Annotated in this window: 19 protein-coding genes; 11 read left to right on the forward strand and 8 right to left on the reverse strand. The window is 59.5% G+C overall.

Features of this window, described 5'->3' with window-relative positions:
* Positions 1–323: 323 nt before the first annotated feature.
* The 3 genes from ccoM to AC1DVE_RS07685 all read right to left on the reverse strand — a co-directional run bounded on the left by ccoM (position 324) and on the right by AC1DVE_RS07685 (position 1,180).
* On the reverse strand, positions 324–434 hold the full coding sequence (gene ccoM / locus AC1DVE_RS07675; RefSeq protein WP_310056553.1) for a cytochrome c oxidase subunit CcoM: 111 nt from the start codon (positions 432–434) through the stop codon (positions 324–326).
* Between the two features lie 143 nt (positions 435–577).
* A complete protein-coding gene (locus AC1DVE_RS07680) occupies positions 578–739 on the reverse strand; it encodes a hypothetical protein (RefSeq protein ID WP_008016476.1) in 162 nt (53 codons plus the stop codon).
* 99 nt (positions 740–838) lie between these two features.
* Positions 839–1,180 carry a hypothetical protein gene (locus AC1DVE_RS07685; RefSeq protein ID WP_007998360.1) on the reverse strand — a complete coding sequence of 114 codons (342 nt, stop codon included), beginning with the start codon at positions 1,178–1,180 and terminating at the stop codon, positions 839–841.
* A gap of 217 nt (positions 1,181–1,397) precedes the next feature.
* Between AC1DVE_RS07685 and rapA the strand changes: the two genes are divergently transcribed.
* A complete protein-coding gene (rapA, locus tag AC1DVE_RS07690) occupies positions 1,398–4,244 on the forward strand; it encodes an RNA polymerase-associated protein RapA (RefSeq protein ID WP_046043996.1) in 2,847 nt (948 codons plus the stop codon).
* Positions 4,245–4,357: 113 nt separating this feature from the next.
* Here the strand turns inward: rapA and AC1DVE_RS07695 are convergent, their stop codons facing one another.
* Positions 4,358–5,707 (reverse strand): spinster family MFS transporter, encoded by a 1,350-nt coding sequence (locus AC1DVE_RS07695; RefSeq protein ID WP_223460761.1) that lies wholly within the window; start codon positions 5,705–5,707, stop codon positions 4,358–4,360.
* A gap of 267 nt (positions 5,708–5,974) precedes the next feature.
* Here AC1DVE_RS07695 and AC1DVE_RS07700 point away from each other — a divergent pair, with 267 nt between their 5' ends.
* Positions 5,975–6,340, forward strand: a complete 366-nt coding sequence (locus tag AC1DVE_RS07700; RefSeq protein ID WP_223460759.1) for a YkgJ family cysteine cluster protein — start codon at positions 5,975–5,977, stop codon at positions 6,338–6,340.
* 120 nt (positions 6,341–6,460) lie between these two features.
* Here AC1DVE_RS07700 and AC1DVE_RS07705 read toward each other — a convergent pair whose 3' ends face one another.
* Positions 6,461–7,357 carry an NAD(P)-dependent oxidoreductase gene (locus tag AC1DVE_RS07705; RefSeq protein WP_223460757.1) on the reverse strand — a complete coding sequence of 299 codons (897 nt, stop codon included), beginning with the start codon at positions 7,355–7,357 and terminating at the stop codon, positions 6,461–6,463.
* 196 nt (positions 7,358–7,553) lie between these two features.
* Between AC1DVE_RS07705 and AC1DVE_RS07710 the strand changes: the two genes are divergently transcribed.
* Complete coding sequence (locus AC1DVE_RS07710) at positions 7,554–9,749, forward strand: hypothetical protein (protein ID WP_223534206.1); 2,196 nt, start codon at positions 7,554–7,556, stop codon at positions 9,747–9,749.
* A 295-nt stretch (positions 9,750–10,044) separates the two neighbouring features.
* Here AC1DVE_RS07710 and AC1DVE_RS07715 read toward each other — a convergent pair whose 3' ends face one another.
* Positions 10,045–10,350: a DUF2288 domain-containing protein gene (locus tag AC1DVE_RS07715; protein ID WP_223460753.1), complete on the reverse strand. Its 306-nt coding sequence runs from the start codon at positions 10,348–10,350 to the stop codon at positions 10,045–10,047.
* A gap of 350 nt (positions 10,351–10,700) precedes the next feature.
* Here AC1DVE_RS07715 and AC1DVE_RS07720 point away from each other — a divergent pair, with 350 nt between their 5' ends.
* The 5 genes from AC1DVE_RS07720 (at position 10,701) to AC1DVE_RS07740 (ending at position 15,698) form a co-directional block, all read left to right on the forward strand.
* The gene (locus tag AC1DVE_RS07720; protein WP_223460751.1) at positions 10,701–11,828 is read left to right on the forward strand and encodes a branched-chain amino acid ABC transporter substrate-binding protein; all 1,128 of its coding nucleotides are present in this window, start codon (positions 10,701–10,703) and stop codon (positions 11,826–11,828) included.
* A gap of 227 nt (positions 11,829–12,055) precedes the next feature.
* Positions 12,056–12,979, forward strand: a complete 924-nt coding sequence (livH, locus tag AC1DVE_RS07725; RefSeq protein ID WP_046043982.1) for a high-affinity branched-chain amino acid ABC transporter permease LivH — start codon at positions 12,056–12,058, stop codon at positions 12,977–12,979.
* Complete coding sequence (locus AC1DVE_RS07730) at positions 12,976–14,232, forward strand: high-affinity branched-chain amino acid ABC transporter permease LivM (RefSeq protein ID WP_046043981.1); 1,257 nt, start codon at positions 12,976–12,978, stop codon at positions 14,230–14,232. Before livH ends, AC1DVE_RS07730 begins: the two co-directional genes overlap by 4 nt.
* On the forward strand, positions 14,229–14,996 hold the full coding sequence (gene livG / locus AC1DVE_RS07735) for a high-affinity branched-chain amino acid ABC transporter ATP-binding protein LivG (protein WP_223460749.1): 768 nt from the start codon (positions 14,229–14,231) through the stop codon (positions 14,994–14,996). The genes AC1DVE_RS07730 and livG overlap by 4 nt, the downstream gene beginning before the upstream one ends.
* Positions 14,997–15,698: an ABC transporter ATP-binding protein gene (locus tag AC1DVE_RS07740; RefSeq protein ID WP_223460747.1), complete on the forward strand. Its 702-nt coding sequence runs from the start codon at positions 14,997–14,999 to the stop codon at positions 15,696–15,698.
* Positions 15,699–15,888: 190 nt separating this feature from the next.
* Here the strand turns inward: AC1DVE_RS07740 and AC1DVE_RS07745 are convergent, their stop codons facing one another.
* Positions 15,889–16,797: a LysR family transcriptional regulator gene (locus tag AC1DVE_RS07745; protein ID WP_150754151.1), complete on the reverse strand. Its 909-nt coding sequence runs from the start codon at positions 16,795–16,797 to the stop codon at positions 15,889–15,891.
* 106 nt (positions 16,798–16,903) lie between these two features.
* On the opposite strand from AC1DVE_RS07745, the gene AC1DVE_RS07750 reads away from it, so the two are divergent.
* Positions 16,904–17,503, forward strand: coding sequence for a short chain dehydrogenase (locus AC1DVE_RS07750; protein WP_223460743.1), 600 nt, complete (start codon positions 16,904–16,906; stop codon positions 17,501–17,503).
* A gap of 456 nt (positions 17,504–17,959) precedes the next feature.
* Here the strand turns inward: AC1DVE_RS07750 and AC1DVE_RS07755 are convergent, their stop codons facing one another.
* Positions 17,960–18,625, reverse strand: a complete 666-nt coding sequence (locus AC1DVE_RS07755; RefSeq protein WP_223460741.1) for an acyltransferase family protein — start codon at positions 18,623–18,625, stop codon at positions 17,960–17,962.
* A gap of 137 nt (positions 18,626–18,762) precedes the next feature.
* Here AC1DVE_RS07755 and AC1DVE_RS07760 point away from each other — a divergent pair, with 137 nt between their 5' ends.
* Complete coding sequence (locus AC1DVE_RS07760; protein WP_223460739.1) at positions 18,763–19,431, forward strand: COG3650 family protein; 669 nt, start codon at positions 18,763–18,765, stop codon at positions 19,429–19,431.
* 95 nt (positions 19,432–19,526) lie between these two features.
* The gene (locus AC1DVE_RS07765) at positions 19,527–21,140 is read left to right on the forward strand and encodes an NAD(P)/FAD-dependent oxidoreductase (protein WP_223460737.1); all 1,614 of its coding nucleotides are present in this window, start codon (positions 19,527–19,529) and stop codon (positions 21,138–21,140) included.
* Positions 21,141–21,172: the final 32 nt, after the last annotated feature.

Raw genomic sequence — 21,172 nt, forward strand, 5'->3', positions numbered from 1 at the left:
TTCCCCGCACAACCGCCGGATTTACGCAGCCTGGATTTACGCAGCCTGATCCTTGACCACAAGAGCTTCGCGATCTTTTGCTCGCTCGCCCTGATCGGCTTCGCCTTATATCCGGTTCTTGTCCATCGGCTCGCGGTTTCGATTCACGCTTCCTCCCCACACTCGGTCGCCCTCATGCAGTTGCGCTTCACTTCGTTCGCTGTGGTCAGCTTACGACGGGACTTTCACCCGCAAGATTGCGCCCATGCTGGGCGCACAAAAAAAGGGCAACCGAAGTTGCCCAAAATGCCTTGCGTGCTCATTACATCCAGAAAGAACTGCGGTTACTTCCGCTTGTGCGAATCCTTCCAGATAAAAAGTCCGAACCCTGCAAAAAATACAAACATGAGGCCGACAGTCAGCACTCCGGCGATCACCACGTTGTCGAAAAACATGACGCGTCTCCTGTACCTGCCCTGTTGCGATAGGGCTAAGTTAACCAAACGGGCAGGAGAGAATATTGACCGGGATCAATGTCGCCCGAGACTGGGCAAGAGGAAGGGAAAAATTTGACCCACATCAATGAATGCGGGGGATTTCAGCGTTTTTTCGGTTTGTTTTTCGGCTTTTTTTTGGCCTTGCCCAACGGCATGGCCTGCTCGAACGCCTGGCGAACTTCATTGAGCCGCTTGTCATTGAGGTCATGAACACGCTTGGCGCGCTCAGCATTGAGGTCAATCAGTTTGTCGTCTTGGCTCATGGCGGTCAGTGCATCGCTTGAAATGAGTTTAAGCCGCCGTATATTTCGGCAACCCTGCCCCAATAATGCGGCCTGACGGTCGCGCTGACCAGCCTGCGCTCAAATCTCGATATCGACCCACAGCCCCTGCCGCGGCTGATCTTCCATCAGCGGCGCCACCGGCACGGTGTTGTCGGCATTGAGTTCATCCCCGGGAATCGCCAGGTGCGCCTCGGGGTCATTGTCGGCTTCACGGCGGCGCCGTTCCTGCTCCTGCCTGCGCCGCTGTTCCTCGCGCAGCACTAACCCGTCCTCTTCAGGATTGCGCTTTTGCAGGTCGATGGTGCTTTCACTGGAGCTTTCCTGCACCGGCACCACCGGTGGAATATCCGGGCGCTGACGGATCGGGTCGGTCTGTGAAGTGATCGGCACGGCACTCAGGGGGAGCATCGGTGGCAGCATGGTTTTCAGTCTCCTGTCGGCAGGCTGTCGGCTGCGGGGATGGCGACTTGAGCCATCGGTCGCAAACTGTGACTCATTTGGCACTCATTAGTGCACCGAGCGGCGCGTCATGCACAGGTGGACTAACGTATGACTGTGAGTTTTTCTGAGAGTCCTTTGGCCCTGAAGCCCTCATTCCGTTAAGATAGCCCGCTTTTTCAGGTGGGAGTCAGGCAGCATGGCGCAGCAGTATCAACCGGGGCAACGCTGGATCAGTGACAGCGAAGCCGAGCTGGGTTTAGGCACCGTTCTGGCACAGGACGGCCGCTTGTTGACCGTGCTCTATCCGGCCACTGGCGACACTCGCCAGTACGCGCTAAGGAATGCGCCCCTCACCCGTGTGCGGTTTTCGCCGGGTGACTCCATCACTCACTTCGAAGGCTGGAAGCTGACCGTCCGCGAAGTCGATGACGTTGATGGCCTGTTGGTTTACCACGGCCTCAACGGGCAGAACGAAGTGGTCACCCTGCCGGAAACCCAACTGTCGAACTTCATTCAGTTCCGCCTGGCCAGCGACCGTCTGTTCGCCGGCCAGATCGACCCGTTGGCCTGGTTCTCCCTGCGTTATCACACACTGGAACACACCAGCCGTCAGTTGCAGTCCTCGCTGTGGGGTCTGGGCGGTGTGCGTGCGCAACCCATCGCGCACCAGTTGCACATTGCCCGCGAAGTCGCCGACCGTATCGCGCCACGGGTTCTGCTGGCCGACGAAGTGGGCCTGGGTAAAACCATCGAAGCCGGCCTGGTGATCCATCGCCAATTGCTCTCGGGCCGCGCCAACCGCGTGCTGATCCTGGTTCCGGAAAACCTGCAGCACCAGTGGCTGGTCGAGATGCGCCGCCGCTTCAACCTGCAGGTTGCGCTGTTCGACGAAGAGCGCTTCATCGAAAGCGATGCCAGCAATCCGTTCGAAGACACCCAGCTCGCGCTGGTCGCGCTTGAGTGGCTGGTGGACGACGAGAAAGCCCAGGACGCGCTGTTCGCGGCGGGCTGGGACTTGCTGGTGGTCGACGAAGCTCACCACCTGGTGTGGCACGAAGACCAGGTCAGCCCTGAGTATTCCCTGGTCGAGCAACTCGCCGAAACCATTCCCGGTGTTCTGCTGTTGACCGCCACCCCGGAACAACTGGGCCAGGACAGTCACTTCGCCCGTCTGCGCCTGCTCGACCCGAACCGTTTCCACGACCTGCAAGCCTTCCGCGCCGAGAGCGAAAACTATCGCCCGGTGGCTGAAGCCGTTCAGGAGTTGCTGGACAAGGGGCGCCTTTCGCCGCAAGCCCACAAGACCATCCACGGTTTCCTCGGCAACGAAGGCGAAGCCCTGCTGGCCGCCGTCAACGATGGCGACACCGAAGCCAGCGCGCGCCTGGTGCGTGAATTGCTCGACCGCCACGGCACCGGCCGCGTGCTGTTCCGCAATACCCGCGCTGCCGTGCAGGGGTTCCCGGAGCGCAAGCTGCATCCGTACCCGCTGCCGTGCCCGGACGAATACCTCGAACTGCCGCTGGGCGATCACGCCGAGCTGTACCCGGAAGTCAGCTTCCAGGCCCAACCGGACGCCAGCGAAGAAGAACGCTGGTGGAAGTTCGACCCGCGTGTCGAGTGGCTGATCGATCAACTGAAGATGCTCAAGCGCACCAAAGTACTGGTGATCTGCGCCCACGCCGAAACCGCCATGGACCTGGAAGACGCCCTGCGCGTGCGTTCCGGCATCCCGGCCACGGTGTTCCATGAGGGCATGAACATCCTCGAGCGTGACCGCGCCGCCGCCTACTTCGCCGACGAAGAGTTTGGTGCGCAAGTGCTGATTTGCTCGGAAATCGGCAGTGAAGGTCGCAACTTCCAGTTCTCCCATCACCTGGTGCTGTTCGACCTGCCGTCCCACCCGGACCTACTGGAACAACGCATCGGTCGTCTGGACCGGATCGGCCAGAAGCACATCATCGAACTGCACGTGCCGTACCTGGAAACCAGCCCGCAAGAGCGCCTGTTCCAGTGGTACCACGAAGCACTGAACGCATTCCTCAACACCTGCCCGACCGGCAACGCCTTACAGCACCAGTTCGGCCCGCGCCTGCTGCCGCTGCTCGAAGAAGCCGACGATGGCGAGTGGCAAGCGCTGATCGACGAAGCCCGCACCGAGCGTGAGCGTCTGGAAGTCGAATTGCACACTGGTCGTGACCGTTTGCTGGAGCTGAACTCCGGTGGCGCGGGCGAAGGCGATGCGCTGGTGGAAGATATCCTTGAGCAAGACGATCAGTTCGCGCTGCCGATCTACATGGAAACCCTGTTCGACGCCTTCGGCATCGACAGCGAAGACCATTCGGAGAACGCGCTGATCCTCAAGCCGAGCGAAAAAATGCTCGACGCCAGCTTCCCGCTGGGCGACGACGAAGGCGTGACCATCACCTACGACCGTAACCAGGCGCTGTCTCGCGAAGACATGCAGTTCATCACCTGGGAGCACCCGATGGTTCAGGGCGGCATGGACCTGGTGCTGTCCGGCTCCATGGGCAACACCGCCGTGGCGCTGATCAAGAACAAGGCGCTGAAGCCGGGCACCGTGTTGCTGGAACTGTTGTATGTCAGCGAAGTGGTTGCCCCACGCTCACTGCAACTGGGCCGCTACCTGCCACCGGCCGCCCTGCGCTGCCTGCTCGATACCAATGGCAACGACCTGTCGGCCCGCGTGTCATTCGAAACCTTGAACGATCAGCTCGAAAGCGTGCCACGTGCCAGCGCCAACAAGTTCATCCAGGCCCAGCGTGACCAACTGACGCCGCGGATCAATGCCGGTGAGGCGAAGATCCTGCCGCGCCACACTGAGCGTGTCGCCGAGGCGCAGCGTCGCCTGGCCGCCGATACCGAGGAAGAACTTGCGCGCTTGACCGCGTTGCAAGCGGTCAACCCGACCGTGCGCGATAGCGAACTGGTGGCCCTGCGCAAACAACGCGAGCAAGGCCTGGCCATGCTCGACAAGGCTGCGCTGCGACTGGAAGCGATTCGGGTGTTGGTGGCGGGTTAATACCGCTCCTCCACCGGTATAAAAAGAAGGCCCGCAGCGATGCGGGCCTTTTTGTTTATCTGGTTTTTGTTGTGATGCTCATGGCCCCTTCGCGAGCAGGCTCGCGATAGCAGTTAAGCAGTCACCGCAGAACCTTCAGGCTCACTCACCGCCACCAACCCTTCCTTCATCCGCTTGGCATCGCGCACGAAACACCGCGAAGCCAGGAACAGAAACAGCACGGTGAACAACAGCGCCACCGGAATCAGATACATCGCGTCATGCAGGCCGACCGCTTTAAACGCCTCAGTCATCTGTTGCGCACCCGCCGCGAGCATCGCCGTGTGGGCGAAGTGATCCGACAAGGCTCCGACCACCACCGGTCCCAGGCCACCGCCCAACAGGTACAGCCCGGCGAAGAACAGCGCCATCGCCGTTGCCCGCAACCGCGGCTCGACCACATCCTGAATCGCCGTGTACACGCAAGTATAGAAGTTGTAGGCGAACAGCCAACCGAGACTGAACACGGCGACGAACACACCGATCTCGATTCGCCCGGAATGCAGCGCCCACGCGGTGCAAACCGTCGAAATCACCAGGCTGAAGGCGGCAAACAACAGTCGCCCGTTGGCGACCCGCTGGTGAATCTTGTCCGCGATCCAGCCACCCAGGGTCAGGCCGAACAGCCCGGTCACACCGACAATAACCCCGGTGGCGACCGCGGCATCCTGCAACGGCATGAGGAAATAGCGTTGCAGCATCGGCACCAGAAACGAGTTGCAGGCATAGGTGGCGAAGTTGAAACACAGGCCGGCCATCACCAACCACAGGAAGGTTGGCACAGCCAATACCCGACGGATCGGCCGATCGATCTTTTCCTGCGAAACCTGAACGCTCTCGGCGGCGCCGCGCTTCGGTTCCTTGATGAAAAACATGAAGATCGCCAGGATCAGCCCGGGCACCGCCGCGATAAAGAACGGCGCGCGCCAGCTATCGAAGGCCTTGACCATCGCGCCGATGGTGAAGAACGCCAGCAACAGCCCCAATGGCAGCCCCAGCATGAAGATCCCCATGGCCCGCGCCCGGCGGTGAGCCGGAAACAAGTCGCCGATCAGCGAGTTGGCGGCTGGCGCGTAACTGGCTTCGCCGATGCCGATGCCCATGCGCACGATCAGGAAGCTCCAGAAACTGCCCACCATGCCGTTGACGGCGGTCAACCCGCTCCACACCGCCAGCCCCCAGCCCATCAGTTTGCTCCGCGAACCGGTATCGGCCATGCGCCCCAGCGGCAAGCCGGCAATGGCGTAGACGATGGTGAATGCCGTCCCGATGATCCCCAACTGGAAATCACTGAGGTGCCATTCCATGCGAATGGGCTCGATGATGATGGCCGGGATGGTGCGGTCGAAAAAATTGAACAGGTTGGCCAGGAACAACAGGAACAGAATGCGCCAGGCATTGGCCGCTTGGGTCGAGTTCTGCATGGGTCCGTCTCTTTTATTGTTATTGGGGCGTCACTGCCCCCGGACTTTGCAATCTAGACAGGCCGACCACGACTGTCTTTCATTATTCGCCAGGCTGATACCAACCCATGGGGCGCACCCTGTAGGAGCTTTCGCCGGGCGGGTATTTCGCAGTCCGTCCGGCCGATGAAAAATACCTTTCACTCCCCCTTCCCAAGCCGTTAGCGAAGCCTAGAATAGCGACCTTGTTTCCCCCTGTGTCTCCACTCCTCCTTACGATAATCGCCCATGTCCGAAGCCAGTCCGTGTCTGAATTGCGGTGCCTGCTGTTCTCATTTTCGCGTGTCATTTTTCTGGGGTGAATGCGCCTCGTCCGGAGGGACGGTACCCGATGAGCTTGTCGAACAGATCAGCCCCAGTCGGGTCGCGATGCTCGGCACCGGCTGCAAACCCGTACGCTGCACCAGTCTGGTGGGAGACGTGGGCAGTACAGTGCAATGCTCGATTTACGAAAAACGCTCCAGCACCTGTCGGGAGTTCGAGGCTTCCTGGGGCGATGGCCTGGCCAATCCCGATTGCGACGCGGCCCGTGCCGCTTTCGGCTTGCCGGCCCTGCAACCCGCATTCGAGACGCCTCAGAAGCAAATCGCCTGAGTAATAGCGCCAATCGATGACTTCGGCCCGGCTACTCATCCCTGCTGAGCCGGCCAGTGCCACTGGCCGAGTTGCATCCGGTACTGAACGAAATCAACCAGCGCAAGCACGCCTACACCGTCACGACGCTGAGCCTGGCTCACGGTACATCTGCACTAATGTAGACGGGTCTTTCTCCAAAAAACCCTGACTCCCATGCAGGCGCATCAATTGCGCGGCCAGACCACTGATCGGTGTCGCCGAGCCTTGCTCACGGGAAAACTTCACTGCTGTATCCAGATCCTTGAGTAAAGTGCGCACGTGCCACTTAACCGGCTCGAAACGGTTTTCCGCCATCTGCGGGGCGAGGATCTGCAAGGGTTTCGAATCGGCAAAGCCGCCGGCCAGCGCTTCGGCGATCAGGCTGGCATCAACCCCGGAACGCTCCGCCAGCGCGACCACTTCGGCAATCACCAAGGCATTGCAGGCGACGATCATCTGGTTGCACGCCTTGGTCACCTGCCCTGCCCCGACGCCGCCCATGTGTGTCACACGTTGCCCCAGGTTCAACAGCACGGGCCGGACCCGTTCCAGATCCTGCACATCACCACCCACCATGATTGCGAGGCTCCCGGCTTCAGCCCCAACCACGCCACCGGATACCGGCGTGTCGAGCCAGCCCATGTCGGTTTTAGCGGCGAGTTCTGCGGCCATTTCCCGCGTGGCGTTGGGCTCCAGGCTGGAAAAATCCACCAGTAACTGGCCTTTTTTCGCCCCCTCGATAATGCCTGCCGGACCAAACACTACCTCGCGTACCACCGACGTATCCGCCAGGCACAGCATCACCACGTCAGCGTGCTGGCACAGTTCGGCCGGGCTGGCGACCTGGCGGGCGCCTGCCTCTACCAGCGGCTTGCACTTCTCCGGATTGCGATTCCATACCGCCAGCGGATAACCCGCGGCCAGCAGGTGCCGGCACATTGGCAGCCCCATCAGGCCGATCCCGGCAAACCCTAGCGAAGGTAGCGTTGACATCATTTTGCCTCTTCTTGATTAAAGATCACCGAATATTGGCCGATTCATCATGACTTAGGAAAGGATTCACCCCGAGTGAAGCTCAGGCTAAAGACCAAGGCATGGTCCAGGTACGCGCTGAAAAAAGACGCGATTCTATTCCGTGACGGTTCGACGACAGCGAGTCGGCCAACCAATCAGCCCAGGTAGATGGCGAACCATGACTTCTAAAAACAACCCGGCCACTGCAGTAACCGATCTGACGTTGAGCCCCGCGGCCAACGGCCCGTCATCACCGAAGCCATTGATTCAATCCCGCCCGTTGGCGACCCAGCAATACCTGTACTTTACCGAAACCAACACCGACCGCATCCTCGACAACCTCGACGGCCTGCGCGACGTGGTGTTCCCGCGCGCACCGCATCTGGAAGGCGACAGCGAACAGCACAACGATCAGGAATTCCCGTCGGTGTGCCTGATCGGCCTGGGCCGCTGCGGCTCGAACATTGCGCTGGACGTGGCGGAGCTGGTGTACAACGCCCGCAAGTTCTACCTCAACGAATTCAACAACGAAGATCGCCTGTCGCCGGACAAGCGTTTTGCCGAAAAGGGCTACAGCCCGGCCCAGTGGATCCGCAACAACCTGCGCCTGGGCCAGAACAAAAACACCAAACCGGTGTTTCTGGTCGAGCCGCTGGTGATGCTCGGCGACCTGGACAAAGACATCGCCGGACGCATCCGCTTCTCGCGCAAGGGCGAAAAAAGCGGCTTCCTGCGCGACTACAGCAAGATGAAAATCATGGACCTGTCGGAAGTCCACGCCGGTGGTGCCGGTAACGCACCGATCCTCGGCCAGTACCTGGCCAAGATCATCCTGAACAAGGACACCCAGCGTTTCTCCAGCCCTGACTGGAAAATGATTCACTCGTACCTGATCGACAGCTGCGGCATCAAGGCCAACCAGTCGCGCCTGTACTTCTCGATCTTCAGTGCCGGCGGCGGTACCGGCTCGGGCATGGCCTCGGAATTCGGCCTGGCCCAGCAGCATTCGTACATGAACAAGACGTTCGACACCAAACCGATGGACGAGCACGACAGCAAGAGCGGCCACTCCTTCGTCTTCGAACCGATTTTCACCAGTGGCATCTGTGTACTGCCGAACATTTCCGATCACCGCAGTGAAATGTCCGAGGCGCTGCACATCAACGCCGGCCGCCTGCTGTGCAAATACCTGTCGGAAGAGTGGGACTTCTCCTACAACTTTGCCAACGAAGACAGCAGCGAAGCCAGCGTCATGGGCCGCATCCGCCCATGGAACGCGATGATGCTGATCTCCAACGACATCATGCGTTACGCCGAAGAGAACGATGACGGCAATATCCAGAACATCGATGTCAATGCCATGGAAAAGCACGCCAACCAATACATCTCGCAGCAGATCTTCAACATTCTGACGGCCCAGGCGGTGACCACCGACTACGACCAGAACTATTTCCGTCGCGCCGGCATCGACATCGGCGAAACCATCCGCCTGGACGCCAACGACCTGTTCATGAGCCTGGCCGGCCCGGTGGCGATTGCCTACGCCGAGTCCGTGGTGCCGGAAACCCCGCCGCCGAGCAGCGACAAGTTCAAGGTGTTCGAGAAAGAGCCGCAGCGCCTGAATATTGATGACCTGTTCTTCCGTTCGATCGACCTGCCGCACTTCAACAAGGTCACCCAGGCCATCGAAGGCATCAGCCTGTTGCCGATCGAATCCAAGCGCTATCGCGCGTCGCTGGAGCAGTACAAGAACTCGGGTTACGACGCGGCGGCCCTGCACGACCTGCACTTCTTCAAGAATTGCTCGTCGGTGGTGTCGATCGTTTCCTTGCCGAAGGACTACAAGCTGTCCTACATGGATTTGAACCGGCTGAAGACGCACCTCAACAGTCTGTTCCCCAACACCACGCTCAAGCGCTACGCGCTGGTGATCGGTGCCTCGGCCAACCTGTCGCTGACCACACTGATCGCCAAGAGCCCGTGCCTGTCGGACGATTTTCTGACGCTGATCGTGGCCTTCATCAAGCGTTGCTTCGCGAAAAACCCGTACCGCTTCGACGAGACCCTGGACAACTCGATCCTGGACTTCATCATCAACGAACAGTTCGACGAAGACCGGATCGACGAACTGCTCAACGAATTCGAGAACCCGGCGAAGATCCTCGATACCAACTGGTACGCGATCAAGCCGATGTACGAGAAGAAGTACCGTGAGCTGATCAACGACAAGGAAAAATTTGTCTCGATCAACGACATCCGCCTGTCCCGGGATTGCGTGAAAAAATCGATCAAGTACCTGCGCGAGATCTACCGTCACCGCATTGGCAAGACCAAGGTCATTTCGCTGAATAACCATACGGGCAAGACGGCTTAATAAGACGCGAAAACTCGTCGCCCCTATCGCGAGCAGGCTCACTCCCACAGTTGACCGTGTTCCCTCTGGAAGAATGCGATCCCTGTGGGAGCGAGCCTGCTCGCGAAGGCGGCCTCACAATCACCGCAATTCAACATCCAGAAACAATTGAGCAAACGTTCAGTTGCCCTCCCAACTGTTCCCGTTACGTTTACGTCACCGTGAAGCTGTGGCCTTTCTCTACGGCAACATGCCATCACGCTACTCGGCTACACACTTTTTCCTTGAAAGGACCGCACCAATCAGGTGCAACCTTTTAAGCCTGCACCCTTTCCTGGACCAGAATCCACGGCGAAACAACCACGGCCCACAACTGCGGATCACGTTCAAAAAGATCCAGCGCCCGCGTTTCAGACAGTTTGGCGAGCTTGTCAGCGGCCAGCCAGGCAGCCACTTTCTCCCCTTCATCCTGGGCCACAGCCTCGGCGGCGGCGATCAAATCCAGGCCGGGATCGACCCACAATAGGGCACCCTTGGCGAAGAACGGCTCCAGCTCTTTCCAGGTAATAGATGCGGTTTCACCAAGCAGCTTGGCATAGAGGGTGCTAGGTTCTTGATTCATGGGACTGTCCGGAAAAGAAATCGACGCGAATGATAACGTCGGTGGCCTGGCAGAAAAACCCGGATGCAATTGAGTGACCGAAATGAAAAGCGCAGGAAAGCCAGGGAATGCACTGAATCCGGCTATAAGCCCCTCAACACCCCGCCGCAATTCTGTCTTTTTCTTTCAATAAAGCGACACTCGCAGGTTTTGTCCCCCGGCGCCGCCTTCCCAGGCTGACAATCGGCGCTCTACACTGTACCGGTACAGTTGCCGGGGGGCATTTCCGGGGGATGTCGTGGATATCTGACCCGGTTCTGCTGCCAACGGCGCCAGGACTATAAAAACTACAACAGTAAGAGTGGAGCACTATGACTAAGGCTACTAAGCAGATTTCCAAACTGTTTGCCGCTATGGTTCTGGCCGGGGTTGCCAGCCATTCGTTCGCAGCTGACACCATCAAGATCGGCATCGCCGGCCCTAAAACCGGCCCGGTCACTCAATACGGCGACATGCAGTTCATCGGCGCCAAGATGGCCATCGAGCAGATCAACGCCAAGGGCGGTGTCGACGGCAAGATGCTCGAAGTCAAGGAATACGACGACGCGTGCGACCCTAAACAAGCCGTGGCCGTCGCCAACAAAGTGGTCAACGATGGTGTGAAATTCGTTGTCGGTCACCTGTGCTCCAGCTCCACTCAACCGGCTTCGGACATCTACGAAGACGAAGGAGTGATCATGATCACCCCGGCTGCCACCAGCCCGGACATCACCACCCGGGGTTACAAAATGGTGTTTCGCACCATCGGTCTGGACAGCGCCCAGGGCCCTGCCGCCGGTAACTACATCGCCAACCACGTAAAACCGAAAATCGTTGCTGTGCTGCACGACAAACAGCAATACGGTGAAGGCATCGCCACTTCCGTGAAGAAAACCCTCGAAGGCAAAGGCGTCAAGGTTGCCGTGTTCGAAGGCCTCAACGCGGGTGACAAGGACTTCTCCTCGATCATCCAGAAGCTCAAGCAAGCCAACGTCGACTTCGTCTACTACGGCGGCTACCACCCGGAACTGGGCCTGATCCTGCGTCAATCCAAGGAAAAGGGCCTGAACGCCAAGTTCATGGGGCCTGAAGGTGTGGGCAACGACTCCATCTCGCAAATCGCCCAGGACGCTTCCGAAGGCCTGTTGGTGACCCTGCCGAAGTCTTTCGACCAGGACCCGTCCAACAAGGCGCTGGTTGAGGCGTTCGCCGCCAAGAAACAGGACCCGACCGGCCCGTTCGTGTTCCCGGCCTACTCGGCCGTCGAAGTGATCGCCGAAGGCATCAAGACCGCCAAGAGCGAAGACACTGCCAAGGTGGCTGAAGCCATTCACAAAGGCACCTTCAAGACTCCGACCGGCGACCTGTCGTTCGACGAAAAGGGCGACCTGAAGGACTTCAAGTTCGTGGTTTATCAGTGGCATTTCGGTAAACCAAAGACCGAAGTTTCGCCTCAGTAAACTGGCTCCGTGAGTAATAGAGCCCACTGCGCAAGCAGTGGGCTTTGTTTTACGAGGTTAATGGGTCAGAGTCCCGCGATCCGGGAACTGACTTACCTGAAAATCTTAAAACCGTCACCAGCGGTTCGCTGGCAAACGCTCGTGCGAAGGTGGCTACAGACCACACAGCCCGGGCCGGAACATGACTCCACCAGTGAAATGCGTATCAGGTTTTTAGGAGCGTTGTAATGCCTGAGATCTATCACTTCTTCCAACAGCTGGTTAATGGTCTGACCATTGGCAGCACCTATGCCCTGATTGCCATTGGCTACACAATGGTTTACGGCATTATTGGAATGATCAACTTCGCCCATGGCGAGGTCTACATGATCGGCTCCTACGTGGCCTTCATCGTCCTTGCCGGACTGGCCATGCTGGGTATCCATTCTCTGCCACTTTTGATGACCGCCGCATTCCTGGCGACCATCGTTGTAACCAGTGCCTACGGCTACAGCATCGAACGGATCGCCTACCGCCCTCTGCGGGGCAGTAACCGCCTGATCCCGCTGATCTCGGCCATCGGCATGTCGATCTTCCTGCAAAACTCCGTACTGCTCTCGCAGGACTCCAAGGACAAATCGATCCCCAACCTGATTCCGGGCAGCTTCAGTTTCGGTCCGGGCGGAGCACAGGAAGTGCTGATTTCCTACATGCAGATCCTGGTGTTCGTGGTGACCCTGGTGGTGATGCTCTGCCTCACCCAGTTCATCTCGCGTTCACGCTTGGGACGTGCCTGCCGGGCCTGTGCCGAGGACATCAAGATGGCCAACCTGTTGGGCATCAACACCAACAACATCATCGCCCTGACCTTCGTTATCGGTGCCGCCCTGGCGGCCGTGGCGGCTGTATTGCTCAGCATGCAGTATGGCGTGATCAACCCGAACGCCGGGTTCCTGGTGGGCCTCAAGGCCTTTACCGCGGCGGTACTGGGTGGCATCGGCAGCATTCCGGGCGCCATGCTCGGTGGTCTGGTGCTGGGGGTAGCGGAAGCATTCGGTGCCGATATATTCGGTGACCAGTACAAGGACGTGGTGGCTTTCGGCCTTCTGGTTCTGGTGTTGTTATTCCGGCCAACCGGCCTGTTGGGGCGTCCGGAGATTGAGAAAGTATGACTAGGAATCTTAAACAAGCGCTGTTCAGCGCCCTGCTGGTCTGGGCCGTGGCCTATCCGGTACTCGGTCTGAAACTGTCCATCGCCGGCATCAACCTCGAAGTACTGGGTGCCAGTACCTCCACGCTGTTCATCATCACCGCCAGTTCGGTGCTGATGTTCCTGCGGGTGCTGTTCGACAAGCAGTGGAGCACCATGATGAAGTCAGCGCCGAAAGGCTCGCTGGTTTCGCCGAAGGTCAGCCACTTCATGACCCTGCCCAGCACCCAACGCTGGGTCATCATGGGGTTGATCGTGGTCGCTCTGGTGTGGCCGTTCTTCGGCTCGCGCGGTGCGGTGGATATCGCCACGCTGATTCTGATCTATGTACTGCTCGGTCTGGGCCTGAACATCGTGGTCGGTCTGGCGGGGTTGCTCGACCTGGGCTACGTCGGTTTCTACGCGGTGGGCGCCTACAGCTATGCGCTGCTGTCGCACTACTACGGCCTGAGCTTCTGGATCTGCCTGCCCATCGCCGGACTGATGTCTGCGACGTTCGGCTTCCTGCTGGGCTTCCCGGTACTGCGTCTGCGCGGTGACTATCTGGCGATCGTGACCCTGGGCTTCGGTGAGATCATCCGTCTGTTCCTGCGTAACCTGACGGACCTCACGGGCGGACCGAACGGCATCAGCAACATCCCCAAACCGTCGCTGTTCGGCCTGAGCTTCGATAGAACGGCCGCCGAAGGCATGCAGACCTTCCACGAGTACTTCGGCCTGACCTACAACCCCGTCAGCAAGGTGGTATTCCTCTACCTGGTGGCTCTGTTGCTGGCGCTGTTCGCGCTATTCGTGATCAACCGCCTGCTGCGCATGCCGATCGGCCGTGCCTGGGAAGCCTTGCGTGAAGACGAAATCGCCTGCCGTGCCTTGGGCCTGAACCCGACCGTGATCAAGCTGTCGGCCTTCACCCTGGGCGCCTGCTTCGCCGGATTTGCCGGTAGCTTCTTCGCCGCACGTCAGGGTCTTGTGACGCCGGAGTCATTCACCTTCATCGAATCGGCCACCATCCTCGCCATCGTGGTGCTGGGCGGCATGGGCTCGCAATTAGGCGTGGTCCTCGCGGCCGTCGTAATGATTCTGTTGCCCGAGCTGATGCGTGACTTCAGCGAATACCGCATGTTGATGTTCGGTGCCTTGATGGTGCTGATGATGATCTGGCGTCCTCAAGGTCTGCTGCCCATGCAACGTCCTCACATGGAGCTGCGTAAATGAGCCGCGAGATCCTTAAAGTAGAAAATCTGAGCATGCGCTTCGGCGGTTTGCTGGCGGTCAACGGCGTAGCCCTGAGCGTGAAGGAAAAGCAGGTCGTGGCACTGATCGGGCCCAACGGCGCCGGCAAGACCACCGTGTTCAACTGCCTGACCGGCTTCTACAAGCCGAGCGGCGGCAGCATCCTGCTGGACGGCGAGGCCATCGAGGGCCTGCCCGGCCACAAGATCGCCCTCAAAGGCGTGGTGCGTACTTTCCAGAACGTGCGGCTGTTCAAGGACATGACCGCGGTCGAGAACCTCTTGATAGCCCAGCACCGTCACTTGAACACCAACTTCTTGTCCGGCCTGTTCAAGACCCCGTCATTTCGCAAAAGCGAACGCGAGGCCATGGAGTACGCCGAGTATTGGCTGGAAAAGGTTCACCTCAAGGAGTTCGCCAACCGTCCGGCCGGCACCCTGGCCTACGGTCAGCAACGTCGCCTGGAAATCGCCCGCTGCATGATGACCCGCCCTCGGATCCTCATGCTCGACGAACCGGCCGCCGGCCTGAACCCGAAGGAAACCGAGGACCTCAAGGCGCTGATCAGCATGCTGCGTGAAGAGCACAACGTCACCGTGCTGCTGATCGAACACGACATGAAACTGGTCATGAGCATTTCCGACCACATCGTCGTGATCAACCAGGGCACGCCCCTGGCCAACGGTACGCCGGAACAGATCCGCGACAATCCTGAAGTGATCAAAGCCTACCTGGGGGAAGCGTAAATGCTGCAGTTCGAAAACGTTTCCACCTTCTACGGCAAGATCCAGGCCCTGCACAGCGTCAACGTCGAAGTCCGTCAGGGCGAGATCGTGACCCTGATCGGCGCCAACGGTGCCGGCAAGTCGACCCTGCTGATGACGCTCTGCGGTTCACCGCAGGCCCACAGCGGCAGCATCCGCTACATGGGTGAGGAACTGATCGGCCAGGACTCCTCGCAGATCATGCGCAAGAGCATTGCCGTGGTGCCGGAAGGTCGCCGGGTGTTTTCCCGCCTGACCGTGGAAGAAAACCTCTCCATGGGTGGTTTCTTCACCGACAAGGGCGATTATCAGGAACAGCTGGACAAGGTTCTCGGACTTTTCCCACGCCTGAAAGAGCGCTTCGCCCAGCGCGGCGGCACCATGTCCGGCGGTGAACAGCAAATGCTCGCCATCGGCCGTGCGCTGATGAGCAAGCCCAAGCTGTTGCTGCTCGACGAGCCGTCGCTGGGCCTGGCACCGATCATCATCCAGCAGATCTTCGACATCATCGAACAACTGCGCAAGGACGGTGTGACGGTGTTCCTGGTCGAGCAGAACGCCAACCAGGCGCTGAAAATCGCTGACCGTGCCTACGTGCTGGAGAACGGCCGGGTGGTAATGCAAGGCACCGGTGAAGCACTGCTGACTGACCCGAAAGTGCGCGAAGCGTACCTCGGTGGTTGAGCCATTGCGGTAAACAAAAAACGGCCTTCGGGCCGTTTTTTATGCCTGCCACAACCTCACTAACAATGAAGATCCATTGTGGGAGCGGGCTTGCTCGCGAAAGCGGTGTGTCTGCCAACAAAGATGTTGAATGATGAACCGCATTCGCGAGCAGGCTCGCACAGGGTCTATACGGTGTCAGATGTTTTTGTCACAGCCGATCCAGCGCCTCCCCACTGCGCTTGAACCACCCAATCAAATAATCCGCCAGTACCTGCGTGCGCTTGGGCAAACCGCCCTGATACGGATGCACCAGGTACATCGGCATGCTGCGAGTCTGATAGTCGCGCAGCAGCCATCGCAAACGCCCGTCCGCCAGCTCTGTTGGCAAGCAGTAGGACGGCAGACGTGCAATACCGGCGCCGACCAGTGCGGCTTTCTTCAACAGGTTGTAGTGGTTGCTGGCGAACGGCCCCGACACCCGCACCCGCAATAACTCGTGCTGCTGGTGATACAGCCATTCTTCGCGGCCGCTGTAATGGCTGTTGAGCAAGCAGCGATGTTCGGCCAACGCCTGGGGGGTTTGCGGTTCACCGTATTGCTCCAAGTAAGCCGGGCTGGCACAGGTCAGTTCTTGCCAAGCCAGCAGCGGACGCGCCACCAGTCGCTGGTCAATGGCCACGTCGGAACGAATCGCCAGATCGAAGCCGTCGCGAGACAGTTCGCGGTAGCTGTTGTTGAGCTCCAGCTCGATCTGCACCTGGGGATACTTGGCGGAGAACTCCAGCAACAGGCCATCGAAGAAGGTTTCCCCGAGCGACACCGGCACTGTCATCCGCACCGGGCCGGCCATGTCGTCCTTCAGGCGCGCCAGGGCCTGGCGCGCCCGCTCGACTTGCACCACCAGCGCCTGGGCCTGCGGCAACAACGCAGCGCCAGCTGCGGTCAGGCTCAAGCGGCGGGTGGTACGTTGCAACAACACCACGGAAAACTGCGCTTCCAACTGGCTGATTCGCTTGGACAGCTGGCCTTTGCTGCAACCGAGTTGCTGCGCCGCCAGGGTAAAACTCCCCGCCTCGATCAACACCGCGAACGCGGCCAGGTCATCCATCTCGCTCATGGATTGTTTCCATTTGAAAACCAAAGGTTGCCTATTAGTGCGCTTATCTGAAGAAAAAACCACCCTAAACTGATACCTCGTTCAACCCACACGAGGATCAGTCCCCATGAAAATTCTTTTGATCGGCGCAGGCGGCACCATCGGTTCAGCCGTCGACAAGGAACTGTCGCAACGCCACGAAATCATCCGCATCGGTCGCACCAGCGGCGACTTTCAGGTGGACATCAGCGACAGCACCTCGATACGCAAACTGTTCGAGCAGACCGGCAAATTCGATGCACTGGTGTGTGCCGCCGGCAACGTGACCTTCGCACCGCTCAACGAGATGACCGAAGAGAGCTTTGCCCTGGGCCTGAAAGACAAGCTCATGGGCCAGGTCAATTTGCTGCTGATTGGCCGCGAGTTCGCCAACGACGGCGCTTCGTTCACCTTCACCACTGGTGTACTCAGCCACGATCCGATCCGTAGCGGCGTTTCGGCCTCGCTGGTCAACGGTGCACTGGACAGTTTTGTCCGCGCCGCCGCCATCGAGCTGCCACGCGGCCTGCGGGTGAACTCCATCAGCCCGACTGTCCTCGTCGAAGCCATGGGCAGCTATGCCCCGTACTTCCGCGGCTACAAGCCGGTTCCTGCGGTAGATGTGGCCTTGGCCTACGCAAAGAGCGTGGAAGGCCTGCAAACAGGTCAGACCTTTCACGTCGGCTGACCGTCCTTTCTGACAGACGCGTTACTGGCGAGCGATCACACCGTTCGCCAGACGCTCGCGCCCGAACTGTCGCAGCCACTGTTGCATCGGCCGTTCGAACCATCGATGACAGATCAGGCTGGCACCCATCAGTACCGAAAAAAAACAGCAGCAACGTCCACGGTTGATAAAAGACGCTACGCCCCGGGAAGAATTTATCCGCCAGCAGCGCGGCGATAATTTGCAGCGGGAAGTGCAGCAAATAGGAGGCGTAGCTGATATCACCCAGCCACGCCAAACGCCGGGCGACCGGTTCCAGCAACTGATGACACGCCACAATGGTCATGATCGTCAGAGGAAACAACAGCGCAAACTTGATCAACGGCTGATCAGCGCCAAACAGCCACCATCCCGCCGCACAACCTGTCGTCAAACAAACTCCCACCCAACGTGTTGGCGCCCGTTGCAGCAGCCACGCTAGCCACACATAACCAACGCCACCGCAGAAAAACTGAACACGCCAAGGGTGATTTTGTACTGTGCAGGAAAGATCCAGGCCGCCACGGCGATCAACAAAAAGCTGATCAGCGCTGGAAAAGGTGAATAGCGCCACAGCAAGAAGAACGCCGCGTAGAGCAGCACGTCAACAGAGATCGACCAGGCCGGGCCATTGAAAGACCAGCCTTGTTCCAATCCCCACGCTGGGGCGAGAAAAATGTTCAACACACCGTGATAGACATCATTGAACAGATAAACAAAAGCGTTTCCCGTATCCCCTGTGTAGACCATCTGTAGCAGTGCAACAGCGCCGAAGGTTGCCAGATGCAGCGGATAGATACGGCTGAAACGCTCGATGAAAAACTGTTTTGCGGTCAGCTCTCTGCGCGCCACGGCATGACCGAACAACCAGAAAAAGATGAATCCGGACAAGCTGAAGAACAACGCAACCGCATCGCCACCCTGCCGATAAAACAATGAGAACACACTGTAGAAAGGTTGCTGTTCGGTTTGCAGCAGACCCGGCACTGCCCCTTGAAAAAAGAAGTGCTGCCAGTGCCAGAACACCACCGCCAATGCCGCGATTCCGCGCAGTACACCCAATGCGTACAGCCGTTTGGGGAAAACGGACAGGTGTTGGTGCACGCCGAAGTGGGCCCGATCCTGGACAACTGCGCCACTATGCTGCGACGCCCCCCCCGGCAACTCAATCCCTGACACACAAGCCTTGTGATCACAGGCTTGCCTGAGTAACGTGGCGGCACTTGTCAGGAGACCCCAAGATGCGTGTTGCCCGTTCCTTAGTCCTCGTTGCCCTGCTTCCGCTGTTCGCCGCTTGCCAGTTGTTCGACGGTGAACGGCAGAGCGACTCCCATGTCGGCCAGACACGCATGCAAGGCCAGTTGACCGCGGCAGACGGCAAACTGCTGTTCCAGCCGTGTAACCAGGCAAACCGCTACGTGGTCAACGACACGGGCGGTACCAGCGTCCTGCAGCAGGCCGCAAACCTGGCGGATAAGCAGGGCAAGCTGTTTGCCGACGTGCGCGGGCGGGTTGTGGCCGGCAGCGGTGGTGACGGCCAGCTCGATCTGGAGCAGTTGTACCGCGTCGAGCGCTCGAGCAACGCGTGCGATGATCCGAATTTCAAGCTGATGATCCTGCGCGCCGCCGGCCACACCCCGGAGTGGAGCGTGAAAGTCAGCGGCAAAGGCATGGTCCTCGACCGGGCCGGCCAGCCGCCGTTGGCCGTGCCTTACGTCGAGGAGCAACTGGGCGATGGCCGTTTCAACCTCAGCACCGAAGCCAACAACCAGCACATCGAACTGTGGGTTGCACCGCAACGTTGCGTCGACAGCAGCACCGGCAGCATCCAGCACATGAGCGCCGAACTGCGCATCGACGGTCAGGTACAGCGCGGCTGCGGGTATTTCGGCGGATCGCGCGACGACTGATCGTTTAAGCCTCACGGGCCTGCGCCTTTGAGGCTTATAATCGCGGGCTTCAAACGCCCTGGCGCAGTTGTGCGCCCCGCGAACCGGATCCCGCCATGTTACGAATCACCGAACTCAAGTTGCCGATCGACCATCCCGAAGAAGACCTGCGCCCTGCCATCGTGCAGCGCTTAGGGCTTGCCAGCGATGACCTGCTCGATTTCACCTTGTTCAAGCGCAGCTACGATGCGCGTAAAAAGTCCTCCGAACTGTGCTTCATCTACACCATCGACCTTGAAGTTCGCGATGAGGCGGCGGTACTGCACAAGTTTGTCGATGACCGTAACGTCAGCGTGGCGCCGGATGTCAGCTACAAAGCGGTAGGCCAGGCACCGGCCGACCTGAGTGCGCGGCCGATCGTCATCGGCTTCGGTCCGTGCGGTATTTTCGCCGGGCTGCTGCTGGCGCAAATGGGCTTCAAGCCGATCATCCTCGAACGCGGCACCGAAGTACGCCAGCGCACCAAGGACACCTGGGGCCTGTGGCGTAAAAGCGTGCTCAACCCGGAATCCAACGTGCAGTTCGGCGAAGGTGGCGCGGGGACATTCTCCGACGGCAAGCTCTACAGCCAGATCAAGGACCCGAAATTCCTTGGTCGCAAAGTCCTGCACGAATTCGTCAAGGCCGGTGCCCCGGAAGAAATCCTCTACGTCAGCAAACCGCACATCGGTACGTTCCGTCTGACCGGCGTCGTGGAAAACATGCGTGAGCAGATTCGCGCCCTCGGCGGCGAAGTGCGCTTCCAGCAGCGTGTCACCGACGTGTTGATCGACGATGGCCAACTGGTCGGCGTCGAACTCAACGGTGGCGAGCAGATCCACTCCAAGCACGTGATCCTGGCCCTCGGCCACAGCGCCCGTGACACCTTCCGCATGCTCCACGGCCGTGGCGTGTTCATGGAAGCCAAGCCGTTCTCGGTGGGTTTCCGCATCGAGCACCCGCAGTCGCTGATCGACCGTGCGCGCCTGGGCAAATACGCCGGCCACCCGAAACTGGGCGCCGCCGACTACAAACTGGTGCATCACGCCAAGAACGGCCGTTCGGTCTACAGCTTCTGCATGTGCCCGGGCGGCACCGTGGTGGCGGCGACGTCCGAGCCGAACCGCGTGGTCACCAACGGCATGAGCCAGTACTCGCGTAACGAGCGCAATGCCAACTCCGGCATCGTCGTCGGCATCACCCCCGAAGTCGATTATCCGGGCGGCCCGCTGGCCGGTATCGAGCTGCAGGAACGCCTGGAATCCCACGCCTTCGTGCTGGGCGGCAGCAACTACGAAGCCCCGGCGCAACTGGTCGGCGATTTTATCGCGGGCAAACCGTCCACCGAACTGGGCAGCGTCGAGCCGTCCTACAAGCCCGGTGTTGCCCTGGGTGATCTGGCGCTGGCACTGCCGGCTTTCGCCATCGAAGCGATTCGCGAAGCCTTGCCAGCGTTCGAGAAGCAGATTCGTGGTTACTCGCTGCACGACGCGGTGTTGACCGGCATCGAGACCCGCACCTCCTCACCGCTGCGCATTACCCGTAACGAGTCTTTGCAGAGCCTGAACGTGAAGGGCTTGTTCCCGGCCGGTGAGGGCGCGGGTTATGCGGGCGGGATTCTGTCGGCGGGTGTTGACGGGATTCGCATTGCCGAGGCAGTGGCCCGGGATATCCTCGGCCTGGAAGCCTGATACCAGTCTAATGTGGGAGCGGGCTTGCTCGC

The organism is Pseudomonas sp. P4_B4, from assembly GCF_056402255.1.